Source organism: Pseudomonas sp. (assembly GCF_036404235.1).
In the GTDB taxonomy this organism is placed as follows: domain Bacteria; phylum Pseudomonadota; class Gammaproteobacteria; order Pseudomonadales; family Pseudomonadaceae; genus Aquipseudomonas.
Genome location: NZ_DASWOT010000143.1, coordinates 1 through 11850, shown reverse-complemented (window position 1 = coordinate 11850; position 11850 = coordinate 1). Strand labels below are relative to the sequence as shown.

At 57.3% G+C, this 11850-nt stretch carries 12 protein-coding genes; 8 read left to right on the top strand and 4 right to left on the bottom strand.

Annotated elements, in window-relative coordinates; translation table 11 throughout:
- Positions 1–124: 124 nt before the first annotated feature.
- Positions 125–292 (top strand): DUF2897 family protein, encoded by a 168-nt coding sequence (locus tag VGC62_RS17810; protein ID WP_074758439.1) that lies wholly within the window; start codon positions 125–127, stop codon positions 290–292.
- A 180-nt stretch (positions 293–472) separates the two neighbouring features.
- On the opposite strand, the gene VGC62_RS17805 is transcribed toward VGC62_RS17810, so the two are convergent.
- Positions 473–1306, bottom strand: a complete 834-nt coding sequence (locus tag VGC62_RS17805; protein ID WP_331188431.1) for a transporter substrate-binding domain-containing protein — start codon at positions 1304–1306, stop codon at positions 473–475.
- 360 nt (positions 1307–1666) lie between these two features.
- On the opposite strand from VGC62_RS17805, the gene VGC62_RS17800 reads away from it, so the two are divergent.
- Both VGC62_RS17800 and VGC62_RS17795 read left to right on the top strand, forming a co-directional pair.
- Positions 1667–2209 carry an exonuclease domain-containing protein gene (locus VGC62_RS17800; protein ID WP_331188393.1) on the top strand — a complete coding sequence of 181 codons (543 nt, stop codon included), beginning with the start codon at positions 1667–1669 and terminating at the stop codon, positions 2207–2209.
- Between the two features lie 89 nt (positions 2210–2298).
- Entirely contained in the window at positions 2299–2583 is a 285-nt protein-coding gene (locus tag VGC62_RS17795) for a pyrimidine/purine nucleoside phosphorylase (RefSeq protein WP_331188392.1), read from the top strand.
- A gap of 283 nt (positions 2584–2866) precedes the next feature.
- On the opposite strand, the gene VGC62_RS17790 is transcribed toward VGC62_RS17795, so the two are convergent.
- Positions 2867–4645, bottom strand: coding sequence for an ABC transporter transmembrane domain-containing protein (locus VGC62_RS17790; protein WP_331188391.1), 1779 nt, complete (start codon positions 4643–4645; stop codon positions 2867–2869).
- Positions 4646–4902: 257 nt separating this feature from the next.
- Here VGC62_RS17790 and VGC62_RS17785 point away from each other — a divergent pair, with 257 nt between their 5' ends.
- Both VGC62_RS17785 and VGC62_RS17780 read left to right on the top strand, forming a co-directional pair.
- On the top strand, positions 4903–5079 hold the full coding sequence (locus VGC62_RS17785) for a PA1571 family protein (RefSeq protein WP_331188390.1): 177 nt from the start codon (positions 4903–4905) through the stop codon (positions 5077–5079).
- 153 nt (positions 5080–5232) lie between these two features.
- Positions 5233–6219, top strand: coding sequence for a zeta toxin family protein (locus VGC62_RS17780; RefSeq protein ID WP_331188389.1), 987 nt, complete (start codon positions 5233–5235; stop codon positions 6217–6219).
- On the opposite strand, the gene pdxB is transcribed toward VGC62_RS17780, so the two are convergent.
- Positions 6200–7369, bottom strand: coding sequence for a 4-phosphoerythronate dehydrogenase PdxB (gene pdxB, locus VGC62_RS17775; RefSeq protein WP_331188388.1), 1170 nt, complete (start codon positions 7367–7369; stop codon positions 6200–6202). The two genes, VGC62_RS17780 and pdxB, sit on opposite strands and share 20 nt — an antisense overlap.
- Before the next feature lie 86 nt (positions 7370–7455).
- The gene (gene tusA / locus VGC62_RS17770; RefSeq protein WP_331188387.1) at positions 7456–7710 is read right to left on the bottom strand and encodes a sulfurtransferase TusA; all 255 of its coding nucleotides are present in this window, start codon (positions 7708–7710) and stop codon (positions 7456–7458) included.
- A gap of 262 nt (positions 7711–7972) precedes the next feature.
- Between tusA and VGC62_RS17765 the strand changes: the two genes are divergently transcribed.
- The 3 genes from VGC62_RS17765 to VGC62_RS17755 form a co-directional block, all read left to right on the top strand.
- On the top strand, positions 7973–10897 hold the full coding sequence (locus VGC62_RS17765; protein ID WP_331188386.1) for a monovalent cation/H+ antiporter subunit A: 2925 nt from the start codon (positions 7973–7975) through the stop codon (positions 10895–10897).
- Positions 10897–11241: a Na+/H+ antiporter subunit C gene (locus VGC62_RS17760; RefSeq protein ID WP_331188385.1), complete on the top strand. Its 345-nt coding sequence runs from the start codon at positions 10897–10899 to the stop codon at positions 11239–11241. Before VGC62_RS17765 ends, VGC62_RS17760 begins: the two co-directional genes overlap by 1 nt.
- On the top strand, positions 11238–11850 hold a 613-nt coding region (locus VGC62_RS17755; RefSeq protein WP_331188384.1), incomplete at its 3' end, for a proton-conducting transporter membrane subunit. The genes VGC62_RS17760 and VGC62_RS17755, both read left to right, overlap by 4 nt.

Genomic DNA, 11850 nt, shown 5'->3' with positions numbered 1-11850 from the left:
CCGCAACGAAACGCAACAGATCCCAGGGCTGCGCCGACAAGACGCAGCCCCGTCGGGCACCTAGAATTGAACCACTGGACAGCACCGCTGCTCCAACTCGGTATCACAAGAAGGAGAGCCCCAAATGCCCTGGTATGCCTGGTTAATTCTGGTAATTGCAATCGGCTCGATCGTCGGTGGCCTATTAATGCTGAAAGACTCAGCGAAGAAGCTGCCCCTGACCGAAGAGCAACTCAAACGTGTCCATGAGCGCAACGCCGAAATGGACGCAAAAGAAGCCCGGGATCGCTAGAACAGCAAGACTAATCGCGGTCACTGCGCAAGCGCTGGCTCGTGATGGGAAGGTTCAATCGGTTGTCGATTGCCTGACCACTCGCGAGCAGCTTGCGCGCAAAGGTTCTTGAAGCCCCCCTCTCGCCAAATCCTCTATCGCCTCGCAGCCTTGGCTAATGCGCGCGTTGATTTGTCGCCGTCAGTTGCGCCCTTGCAAATCGATTGCCACAGCGCGATGAGTGGCCTGCAGTGTCACGGCAATCCGAAACGGCTGGAAGATTTTGAACATCTGGCCGTTATCACGCAGTTGCTGCAACAGCGCATTGAACTGTTCAGCCGTAATCGGTGCATTGGGACGCAACAACGCAAAGTGCCGATAGACCTGATCGATCCGGTCAGACACCAGAAACTTACTCGCGTCGCTGGGATTGGCCGCCATGAAGGTACTGAGGTAAGACCGGGTGACCAAAGCGATATCTGTTCGATCACGCAATACCATCAGCAGGTTGCTGTCGTGAGAATAGGTCAGTGTGGCGGTGTAATGCTCGGTCAGGTATTTCGGATCGGCGTTGAAATGGGCGAAGGCATAGTGATAACCGCTGAACAAGGCCAGGCGCTTGCCATGCAGGTGATCGAAATAACTCTGATCGCGCCCGTCAATACGGTGGGTGACGAATATCTCGGCGTCTTCCAGGCCCATATCGACCTCCACGTGAGGGATGTCTTTCCAACCCCAATCAGGGTTCTCAAAGATTGCCACGTCAAAACGGCCCTGCTGGAAGTCTCTGAATCGACGGGGAATCGAGGTTGGCACCATCTGGAAGCGAAAATCGCTTTGCATCGTGTTCAGCGCAACGATCATTTGCGGGAGCAAGCCGGTGTCTTCACCACGTTCAGGGCGAATGGTGTAAGGCGGAAAATGCGCCGCACCGATGCGCACGATCTGCGCTGCGCCAGCCTGCCACGCCCACAGCGTTGCGGTCACCAGGATCAACGTGTTGGATACGGTTCTGGAAGCGGTTCTAAAAACCATCCGCACTGGCGTAAACGTCAAGACAAAGCACCTCTGGCGAATCGAGTCCCGCTAAGCTAGGCGTTTGCAAACGATTAGACAACGATCAAATCACCGCAAACGGTCCTTTACCTCAATCAATACCTTTAAGTATTGATGCACCAACGTCTCCATCGTCATGCTTGCATCGGCGCGAAACCAGGTGGTGGTCCGCCGCGGCTCTCCACGATAAAAATATCCGGACGTCGGAAAACCATCCGCCGCGAGATGAGTCCTACAGATAAACCCGATATTGAATTGCCGGCACCCTGGTTGGACGACTCGGGCTGAATATGACTACGCTCAAGTTGATTGCGTACTGGGTTGAAATTGGAGTTCGACATGCCCCATTGGTTGGTGATTGATCTGGAGGCCACCACCGAGGAAGGCGGTTGGCCGGTAGCAGAAATGGAAATCATCGAAATCGGCGCTACCGTGGTCAATCATGATGGACGCGAGGTGGACCATTTCGAACGCTTCGTGCGGCCAGTGCGCCGACCGCTGCTGACGTCGTTTTGTCGGGAATTGACTCACATCAGTCAAAGCAATATCGACAGTGCGTCACCGCTGAACGTGGTCTGGCCGTTGTTTGAACGCTGGCTGGGCCATCATCAAAACAAGTTGGCGGGATGGGCCAGTTGGGGCGATTACGATCGTCAACAACTCGAAGCCCAATGGCGGCAACAGCAACTGAGCAGCGCATTGAGCACCCTGCCCCACCTCAACCTCAAGCAGCGTTTTGCCCAAGCACGCCAATTGCACAAAGCACCGGGCCTCAATGGCGCGTTGCAACTGGCGGGGATGCACTTCAATGGCCAGCAACATCGTGCATTAAACGATGCACGTAACACCGCACGGTTGTTGCCACTGATCATTCCCGCATGAAAATGACGCATTAATCAAAGCGGATGACGGCCTTTTGTACGTTCGGCATACTGTCAGGCCTTTTTAAGCCCTTTCCAAGGAGACCCTTCATGCTCAAGGTCAACGAGTATTTCGACGGCACCGTCAAATCCATCGCGTTCACACCCATTGAAGGTAAAACCGCCACGGTCGGTGTGATGGCTCCGGGCGAATATGAATTTGGCACCGGCCAACCTGAAACCATGCGCGTCGTGTCCGGTTCCCTGACTGTCAAGCTTCCAGACAGCAGCGACTGGAAAACTTTCGCCGCCGGCGAGACGTTCGATGTGCCGGGCGACAGCAAATTTCAGCTCAAGGTTGCGGTAGACACTGCGTATCTGTGCGAATACCACTGATAACCGCAACGCATTGACCTATAGATACTCTGTTCCCGGCCAAGCTCGGTTGATCAGCTGGAGCGAACTTGTTCGCGAGGCGGTGTTTCAGGCGCACCGTGTTAGTCGCCTCGCCAACAAGTTGGCTCCTACAGATTGAACTGCGTTCTGTAGTAAACCCGGTGCGCGCGGTTTGCCCGTCACACCGCGTGTGCAGGTTTTACGACGGGTTCCCCGCCGGTCGCGGGACAAACCCAGTTGCTACACTGCGTTTGATCGGCGGCCTCGACCACAAGCACCCACCTCACACCACCGTCCCTACTCCCTGATTGAACTGCAACGCCGCCAGCCGCGCGTACAGCGGATTGTTGGCAATCAATTGCTGGTGCGTGCCGACCGCCATCAAGCGCCCCTGATCGATGACCGCAATGCGATCCGCGTTCTGCACCGTCGCCAGTCGATGTGCAATCACCAGCGTTGTACGACCCCGCATCAAGGTAGGCAGCGCTTGTTGAATCAAATGTTCGCTCTGCGCATCCAGCGCACTGGTCGCCTCGTCCAGCAACAGGATCGGTGCATCGGCGAGTAACGCCCTGGCAATTGCCAATCGCTGCCTCTGACCGCCAGACAAGCCCATGCCGCTGTCACCCAAGTGTGTCTGGTAACCCTGCGGCAACTGCTCAATGAACTCATGCGCGTGGGCAATTCGCGCGGCGGCTTCAACCTGCTCGAATGTCGCATCAGCGTTGCCATAACGAATGTTGTCCTCGACGCTGCCGAAAAACAGCGCCGGAGTCTGCGAGACCCAGGCAAAGCAACGGCGCAGATCCAGCGGATCCAGGCGATCGGCCGGCACACCTTCGATCAGCACCCTGCCGCGCTGGGGGTCGTAGAAGCGCAGCAATAGATCAAAAATCGTCGATTTGCCCGCCCCGGAAGGCCCGACCAATGCGACGGTCTCGCCCGGTTCGATGGCCAGGCTCAAGCCGTCGATAGCGTTGCGTTCGGGACGCGACGGGTAGGCGAAAGTGACATCTTCCAGCGCCAAACGCCCGCTGATCCGCTCAGGAAGCCGCAGCACATCGGTTTTCGGCGCAGTGATTTCACTGCGCGCCTGCAACAACTCGGTGATTCGCTCGGCTGCGCCTGCCGCCCGTTGCATTTCGCCAATGACTTCGCTCAACGTGCCAAAAGCGCTGCCAACGATCAGGCTATAAAACACGAAGGCGGCCAGCTCACCGCCGGAAATGCGTCCGGCGATCACGTCCATGCCGCCGACCCACAGCATTACCGCGACAGCGCCCAGCACCAAAACGATGACCAGCGTGATCAACCAGGAGCGCTGCAAAATTCGCTTGCGCGCGGTTTCGAACGCATCTTCGGCGGTCCTGGCGAACCGCTGTTTGTCTTGTTCCTGATGGTTGTATGCCTGCACGGTCTTGATCTGGCCGAGCGCTTCGGACACATAACTACCGACATCAGCCACCCGGTCCTGACTTTCCCGCGACAGGCTGCGCACGCGACGGCCGAAAATCAGAATGGGGGCCACCACCAACGGCAACGCCACCACCACAATGCTGGTGAGTTTGGGGTTGGTGAAGAACAGCAGAATGATCCCACCTATGACCATCAGCGCGTTGCGCAGGAACATCGACAGCGACGAACCGATCACCGATTGCAGCAGCGTGGTATCTGCGGTCAGCCGTGACTGGATCTCGGAGCTGCGATTGTTCTCGTAGAACCCGGGATGCAAATTGACAAGGTGGTCAAACACTTGCTTGCGCAGGTCTGCGACCACGCGCTCACCAATCCACGACACCAGGTAGAACCGCGTGAACGTACCGACGGCCAACGCGAGAACCAGCAGCATGAACAAGCCAATGGTTTCGTTGAGCAACGCTGGCGAGCGGGTCATGAAACCCTGATCGACCATCAGCCGAATGCCCTGCCCCATCGACAAGGTGATGCCAGCGGTGAGCATCAGAGCAATCAATGCGCCTATGGCCTGCTTACGATAAGGCGCGATCATCCGCATCGCCAGGCGAATGGCATGCCGCTGACGACCGGAAAGCACTGAGACCATAAAGAGAACCACCTTGAGAAATGACTCGAGCGCAGAGCCTACACCTCTTGGGGGCCTGAACTTGCCGAATTATCGCCAGTCAGTTCGCTTATGACCACATGATGGGGACGCTAGAGAGGATTGATCTAAAGCCGGGCTGGCGATTGGTCAGCATTTCTGGTGGACTGACTCGACGCTTGAAAGCGCCCAGGGATGTCATGGCGCGGTCATCAAGCGCAGGTAGTTTAAAAGCGCACAACCTGATGAGGAGACAGGCCATGAGCTTGCACGAGAGCAGCGATTCCATTCCATCCATCCGTGCCAATCCCAACGTTAACGTCGGGGGCGCGATTCTCGATAAAGACGGGAAAGAAGTCCTGATTACCGAAGAGATGGTTCAGGCCGCCTGTCAGGAATGTGAAAAGTATTGGGTTATACCTGAAAAACAAAATTGATAGACCGCTTATTTAGGACCCGGCCACCGAGCCGGGTTTTTTATGTCCTGACACTGACAACTCCGCAACACCAGGCAACAGGTGTGCAGTTGCACTTATTTCACTTTCCCTGTTACGTCGGCGCTCTTTAAATAATTCTCCAGGGAAAACAACGTGGCCGTATCAATACTTTACTACCCTTACACCGCTGCTGAACTTAACAACGTCTATAACAAACTTGAGAAAGAATTATTCGCCACTACAAAAGACATCGGAGACGATGGAAAACCAGCCCCCAAAATTCTCGTAGTGGCCGGCGTACAGGGTTCAGGAAAAACGTACATGTTAAACAACACGTTGCTCAAACAGGCTCGCTACTCTAACTACGTTCGCCTGTACCTGGAGAGTTTTCGAGAACTGCACCCCCGCTATGACGAGATGCGGGGGCTGAGTGTCACTGATCGTTATCGATCTACAGAGACGTTCATATGGGAGTTGTGTGATCGCATCTTAAAATATGCGTATGAGAGCCACCACAACATCATTATGGAAACAGCGCTAGACACCAAGGCCTTTGCCAGCCTCATTTCGGGTACAGCTCTGGCCCACTACCAATTTGATGTGCATTTGATTGGCTGCAAGCTGGATTTTTCACATTTATCGACCATCAAGCGCGCACTTGACAGCCTAGAGCTAGGAATACTTGAGCGCTTCGTCGATATTGCCAGTATTGAATCAAGTATGGAAAACGCAGAAATCATCCTTAACGCTTTTGAGACGGCCTGTATGAGAGTCAGCGGCTCGCAAATCACTATGTATGAGCGAGGTTTTGGCGCACTGAAGAATCGGAAAATGCTATGCAGCAGCCGATGCGATCGGATCAATATATTGACGCCATACCCGTTTTTAAATGAAGAAGGAGTGGAAATACCGGTATTCGAGCATGCTCATCACATCGAACGTAATGAAACGTCAGAATTATCGTGCAGCTATGACAGCTTTACGACAGTGGTCAATGGGTTGATCGACACACCAGCGGACCGAACCGAAGCCTGGGGGGAAGCCTACAGTTCATTGGCGCGTATGCGCCCATTCTGGAAGCAGGTTCCCCCACGATTGCGAAATACATTGTGGTCCTACATCAAGAAATATTCGGTCTGACCTCATCGTTGATCGAAACAGCACCTAATGCCTGAACGATCCGTGACAATGCCGCCGATTGCCCATTGATCTTCACCGGTAACCCTTCGATCTCCCGTCGTGCTGGATAGTGTTTGCGCAGCACATCGAAAGCCAGACGCTGGCTTTGGGCATCCCCCACGAGGCTGCGTCTAAAGTCAGCGTCGTCTCGTCGCGGGTCATAGACACCTCGACACAGCATGTTGAGCGCCCAGGCAGGATCGGTGGCTGCATCAAGAGTGACTTGCGCCAGCCAGGGTTTGGGCAGCAGTTGGTCGAGGGTCAAGTGCGGCGCTTCTCCGAGATGCGCGCACAACGCCTGATAAATCTGCGCGGTGCCGCGCTGCCTGCCATCCAGGCTGTAACCGGCAATGTGCGGGGTGCCGATGACGCACAGCTCCGCAAGTTCGACATCCACATGGGGTTCTTTTTCCCACACGTCCAACACGGCCTGCAGGTCTTCTCGCTCCAGCAACACTTCTCGCAGTGCGCTGTTGTCGACCACCGGGCCGCGCGCCGCATTGATCAGCCAGGCGCCTGGCTTGAGTTGTTCAAGACGCACGCGGTCAAACAGATGCCAGGTTGCCAAGTCGCCGGTTTTGGTCAGCGGCGTGTGCAGACTGATGACATCGCAGCGTTCAATGACCTCCTCAAGGCTAATGTAATCGCCGCCTTCGGCTGCTTGACGCGGCGGATCGCAAACCAGCACGTTCCAGCCCAGACCGCGTAAGACGTTAGTCAAGCGTCCTCCCACTTGCCCGGCTCCAACCACGCCATAGGTGCGTTGGTTGAGGTCTACCCCTTCGATTTCCGCCAGGGTCAGCAAGCTGCCCAACACGTAATCCACCACGCCGCGAGCGTTGCAGCCGGGCGCGCTGGACCACTGAATGCCTGCTTCTGCGAGGTAATCGAGGTCCAGGTGATCGGTGCCGATGGTGCATGTGCCGACGAAACGTACCGACGAGCCTTCGAGCAATTGACGACCGACTTTTGTGACTGATCGCACAAGCAAAATATCGGCATCGGCCACCGCGGCGCGATCGAGCGTACGACCCGGATAGCGGCTAATTTCGCCAAATCCTGCAAAAAATGCATCGAGCAGTGGAATGTTTTCGTCAGCAACTATGCGCATGATGGGCTCCCTGAGATCGCGGCAGTGTAGGTGCTAGCGCCCTGCCGGGCCAGCGCGAAGGCTCAGAATACCGAGACCGGGGCTAATCAGTCCTGCTTCTTGCGAATCCAATACAAGAAAACGCCATCGGGCGTCTGTTGATCCACCAGATCGTGCCCCAGGAATACACAAAACTTGGGAATGTCGCGGCGGGTCGAAGGGTCGGTGGCAATCACCTTGAGCACTCCGCCTGCGTGCAAGTCGCGAATCTTCTGGTGCAGCATCATCACAGGCTCAGGGCAATTGAGGCCACTGGCGTCGAGGACGGCATCGGCTGAAAGGCTTTCTATAGATTCAGGCATAGGGCACTCCAAAAACTGACGGGTATTGTCGCTTAAATGCGTGAGAGCGCCAAATTGAGCGTGTTGATGGGATATCCACGCACGGATTGGAGCAGAGCGTGCCCGCGAAGTTGGCCCGTCATGTTCGTTGCACTACGACGCGGCCAGTCACGTCAACCACGCTGCCGCCGACAGACCCTGTAGGATTCTGCGACACCTTGGCGTTTTGTGATCGCTGATGCGCCACGTATCATCCTTGCCATTTCCCGCAGATTAGAAGCCTATGTCCCTGATAGTTCTACTGCTTCTGCCGTTCATTGGCAGCTGTATCGCAGCGGTACTACCGCACAACGCCCGCAACAGCGAATCCATTCTGTCGGGCCTGATCGCCTTGGTCGGCGCGGTTCAGGTGGCATTGTGGTACCCGCAGATCGCCCACGGCGGGGTGATTCGCGAAGAGTTCTTCTGGTTGCCCAGCCTGGGGCTGAATTTCTCGTTGCGCATGGATGGCTTCGCCTGGCTGTTTTCGATGCTGATACTGGGTATCGGCACGCTGGTCTCGTTGTATGCACGCTATTACATGTCACCGAACGATCCGGTGCCACGGTTTTTCTCGTTCTTCCTGGCGTTCATGGGCGCGATGCTCGGCCTGGTGATGTCGGGCAACCTGATCCAGATCGTGTTTTTCTGGGAGCTGACCAGTGTTTTTTCCTTTCTACTGATTGGCTATTGGCACCACCGCGCCGACGCCAGGCGCGGTGCCTACATGGCATTGATAGTGACCGGCGCGGGCGGTCTGGCGTTGCTGGTAGGGATGATGCTGCTCGGCCATGTGGTCGGCAGCTATGATCTGGATCGCGTGTTGGCCTCGGGCGATGCTATCCGCGCCCATGCGTTATACCCGGTGTTGCTGACACTGATTCTGATTGGCGCGTTGAGTAAAAGCGCGCAATTCCCTTTCCACTTCTGGCTACCGCATGCCATGGCGGCACCGACGCCGGTCTCGGCCTATCTGCACTCGGCGACGATGGTCAAGGCCGGGGTGTTTCTCCTGGCCCGGCTGTGGCCTTCTTTATCCGGCAGTGAGCAGTGGTTCTGGATCGTCAGCGGTGCAGGCGCTTGTACCTTGGTGATCGGCGCTTATTCGGCGATTTTCCAGAACGACCTCAAAGGCCTGCTGGCCTACTCCACCATCAGCCATTTGGGGTTGATCACGCTGCTACTGGGCCTCAACAGTCCCCTTGCCGCCGTGGCGGCGGTGTTTCACATTCTTAACCATGCCACCTTCAAAGCGTCGCTGTTCATGGCTGCGGGGATCATCGACCATGAAAGCGGCACGCGGGACATCCGCAGACTCAGTGGGTTGATCAAGCTGATGCCGTACACCGCCACGCTGGCGATGGTTGCCAGCGCGGCGATGGCGGGCGTGCCGTTGCTCAACGGCTTTTTGTCGAAAGAAATGTTCTTCGCCGAGACCGTGTTCATCACCTCAAGTGCGTGGGTTGAAATGGCCCTGCCGGTGATTGCCACGGTTGCCGGGACCTTTAGCGTCGCCTATTCCCTGCGTTTCACGGTGGATGTGTTTTTCGGCCCGAAGGCCACCGAACTGCCGCACACGCCCCACGAACCGCCGCGCTGGATGCGCGCCCCAGTGGAGTTTCTGGTGCTCGCTTGCCTGATCGTTGGTGTGTTTCCGGCGCTATCGGTCGGGCCCTTGCTGGCGGCGGCGGCACAGCCGGTGGTCGGCGGCACCTTGCCCCAATACAGCCTGGCGATCTGGCACGGCTGGAACGCGCCGATGATCATGAGCCTGATCGCCATGGGTGCGGGTATCGCGCTGTATCTGCTCTTGCGCAAATCATTCAGGCGCGAGCGGTTTGTCGGACCGCCGCTGATCTGGCGGCTCAATGGCAAACGGCTCTTCGAGCGCGTTCTAGTAACCGCAATGCGTCTGGCTCAGCGCCTAGAGCGGTTGTTAACCACGCGCCGCCTGCAAGCACAGCTGTTTTTAATGGTGTTCGCAGCACTCGTCGCAGGCTTCATTCCGATGTACGACGGTGGCCTGACCTGGGGCGAGCGGCCGAAAATCGAGGGCTCCGGGGTGTTCGTGATGCTCTGGCTGATCGCCATCGCTTGCGCTCTAGGCGCGGCCTGGCAAGCCAAATATCATCGACTGGCCGCCGTGACCATGGTCAGCGTCTGCGGCCTGATGACCTGCGTGACCTTTGTCTGGTTTTCGGCGCCAGATCTGGCCCTGACTCAACTGGTGGTCGAAGTGGTGACCACGGTGCTGATCCTCCTCGGCCTGCGCTGGCTGCCGCGACGCAACGAAGACGTGCCCGGCCGCCGCGCGCGTAATCGTGCCCGCGCACGTAGGGTTCGCGATTTCGTGCTCGCCGTCGGTGTCGGTGGCGGCATGGCGCTGCTCTCCTATGCGATGCTCACCCGCGCCACACCCAATACGATTTCCGAGTTCTACCTTAGTCACGCACTGCCCCTGGGCGGCGGCACCAACGCGGTCAACGTCATGCTGGTGGATTTTCGTGGGTTCGACACCTTCGGCGAAATCACCGTGCTGACGGTTGTGGCGCTGACCGTGTTCGCGCTACTGCGCCGCTTCCGCCCCCCGAAAGAAAGCATTGCGTTGCCAGCACAACAACGCTTGCTGGCCCGTGACGTGGTCACCGATTTGGTCAATCCGCGCAGCGCCAGCGATACCGCACTGGGCTTCATGATGGTCCCGGCAGTGCTGGTGCGTCTGCTGCTGCCTGTGGCGTTCGTGGTCTCGATGTATTTGTTCATGCGCGGCCATAACCAGCCGGGCGGCGGTTTCGTCGCAGGGCTCGTGATGTCAGTGGCGTTCATCCTGCAATACATGGTCGCAGGCACCCAATGGGTCGAGGCGCAGATGAGCCTGCGTCCGCTGCGCTGGATGGGCACTGGGCTGATGTTCGCGCTGGCAACCGGTTTGGGCTCGATGGTCCTGGGCTATCCATTCATGACGACCCATACCGCGCACATGCACCTGCCGCTGCTGGGGGATGTGCATGTGGCCAGTGCGCTGTTTTTTGACATCGGGGTGTACGCGGTGGTAGTCGGCTCGACACTGCTGATCCTTACAGCGCTGGCGCACCAGTCGGTGCGTAGCCATCGCCCCACTTCGCTCAACGCGCAGCTTAAGCCCACCAACACGCAAGGAGTCGCCTGATGGAAGAAGTCATCGCCATCGCCATCGGAGTCCTCGCCGCGTCAGGCGTCTGGCTGATTCTGCGCCCTCGGACCTTTCAAGTGGTCATGGGCCTGTGTTTGCTGTCGTATGGCGTCAATCTGTTCATCTTCAGCATGGGCAGCCTGTTTATTGGCAAGGAGCCGATCATCAAGGACGGCGTACCCCAAGACCTGCTCAATTACACCGATCCGCTGCCGCAAGCGTTGGTGCTGACCGCCATTGTCATTAGCTTTGCGATGACCGCGCTGTTTCTGGTGGTGTTGCTGGCGTCACGCGGGCTGACCGGCAATGACCATGTGGACGGTCGGGAGTCCGGCGAATGACGTGGATGAATCAACTCATCGTCGCGCCGATTCTGTTGCCGGTCCTCACGGCGGCCTTGATGCTCTGGTTGGGTGAGAAACACCGCCCGCTCAAGGCGCGGATCAATCTGCTGTCTACGGCGCTAGGTCTGGTCATCTCAATCAGCTTGATGATGTGGGTGCAGAAAACCGGCACCACCGGCTCAATCGGCGTGTACTTGCCAGGCAACTGGGAGTCGCCCTATGGCATCGTGCTGGTGGTCGATCACCTCTCGGCGCTGATGCTAGTGCTGACCGGCATCGTCGCCTTCTGCGCGTTGCTGTTCGCAATGGCGCGCTGGGACAAGGCGGGTGCCAGTTTCCATGCGCTGTTCCAGATCCAATTGATGGGGCTCTACGGTGCCTTCCTCACGGCCGATCTGTTCAATCTGTTCGTGTTCTTCGAAGTCTTGCTGGCCGCATCCTACGGTTTGATGCTGCACGGTTCCGGTCGTGCGCGGGTCTCAGCGGGGCTGCATTACATCACCATCAACCTGCTGGCCTCTTCATTGTTTCTGATTGGTGCGGCACTGATCTATGGCGTCACCGGAACGTTGAACCTGGCCGATCTGGCAATGAAAATCCCGCTGA

What these genes read in the sequence shown, in the direction of transcription:
- VGC62_RS17810 (WP_074758439.1), top strand. Translation starts at nt 125, where the DNA reads ATGCCCTGGTATGCCTGGTTAATTCTGGTAATTGCAATCGGCTCGATC.
- VGC62_RS17805 (WP_331188431.1), bottom strand. Translation starts at nt 1,306, where the DNA reads ATGGTTTTTAGAACCGCTTCCAGAACCGTATCCAACACGTTGATCCTG.
- VGC62_RS17800 (WP_331188393.1), top strand. Translation starts at nt 1,667, where the DNA reads ATGCCCCATTGGTTGGTGATTGATCTGGAGGCCACCACCGAGGAAGGC.
- VGC62_RS17795 (WP_331188392.1), top strand. Translation starts at nt 2,299, where the DNA reads ATGCTCAAGGTCAACGAGTATTTCGACGGCACCGTCAAATCCATCGCG.
- VGC62_RS17790 (WP_331188391.1), bottom strand. Translation starts at nt 4,645, where the DNA reads ATGGTCTCAGTGCTTTCCGGTCGTCAGCGGCATGCCATTCGCCTGGCG.
- VGC62_RS17785 (WP_331188390.1), top strand. Translation starts at nt 4,903, where the DNA reads ATGAGCTTGCACGAGAGCAGCGATTCCATTCCATCCATCCGTGCCAAT.
- pdxB (WP_331188388.1), bottom strand. Translation starts at nt 7,369, where the DNA reads ATGCGCATAGTTGCTGACGAAAACATTCCACTGCTCGATGCATTTTTT.
- tusA (WP_331188387.1), bottom strand. Translation starts at nt 7,710, where the DNA reads ATGCCTGAATCTATAGAAAGCCTTTCAGCCGATGCCGTCCTCGACGCC.
- VGC62_RS17765 (WP_331188386.1), top strand. Translation starts at nt 7,973, where the DNA reads ATGTCCCTGATAGTTCTACTGCTTCTGCCGTTCATTGGCAGCTGTATC.
- VGC62_RS17760 (WP_331188385.1), top strand. Translation starts at nt 10,897, where the DNA reads ATGGAAGAAGTCATCGCCATCGCCATCGGAGTCCTCGCCGCGTCAGGC.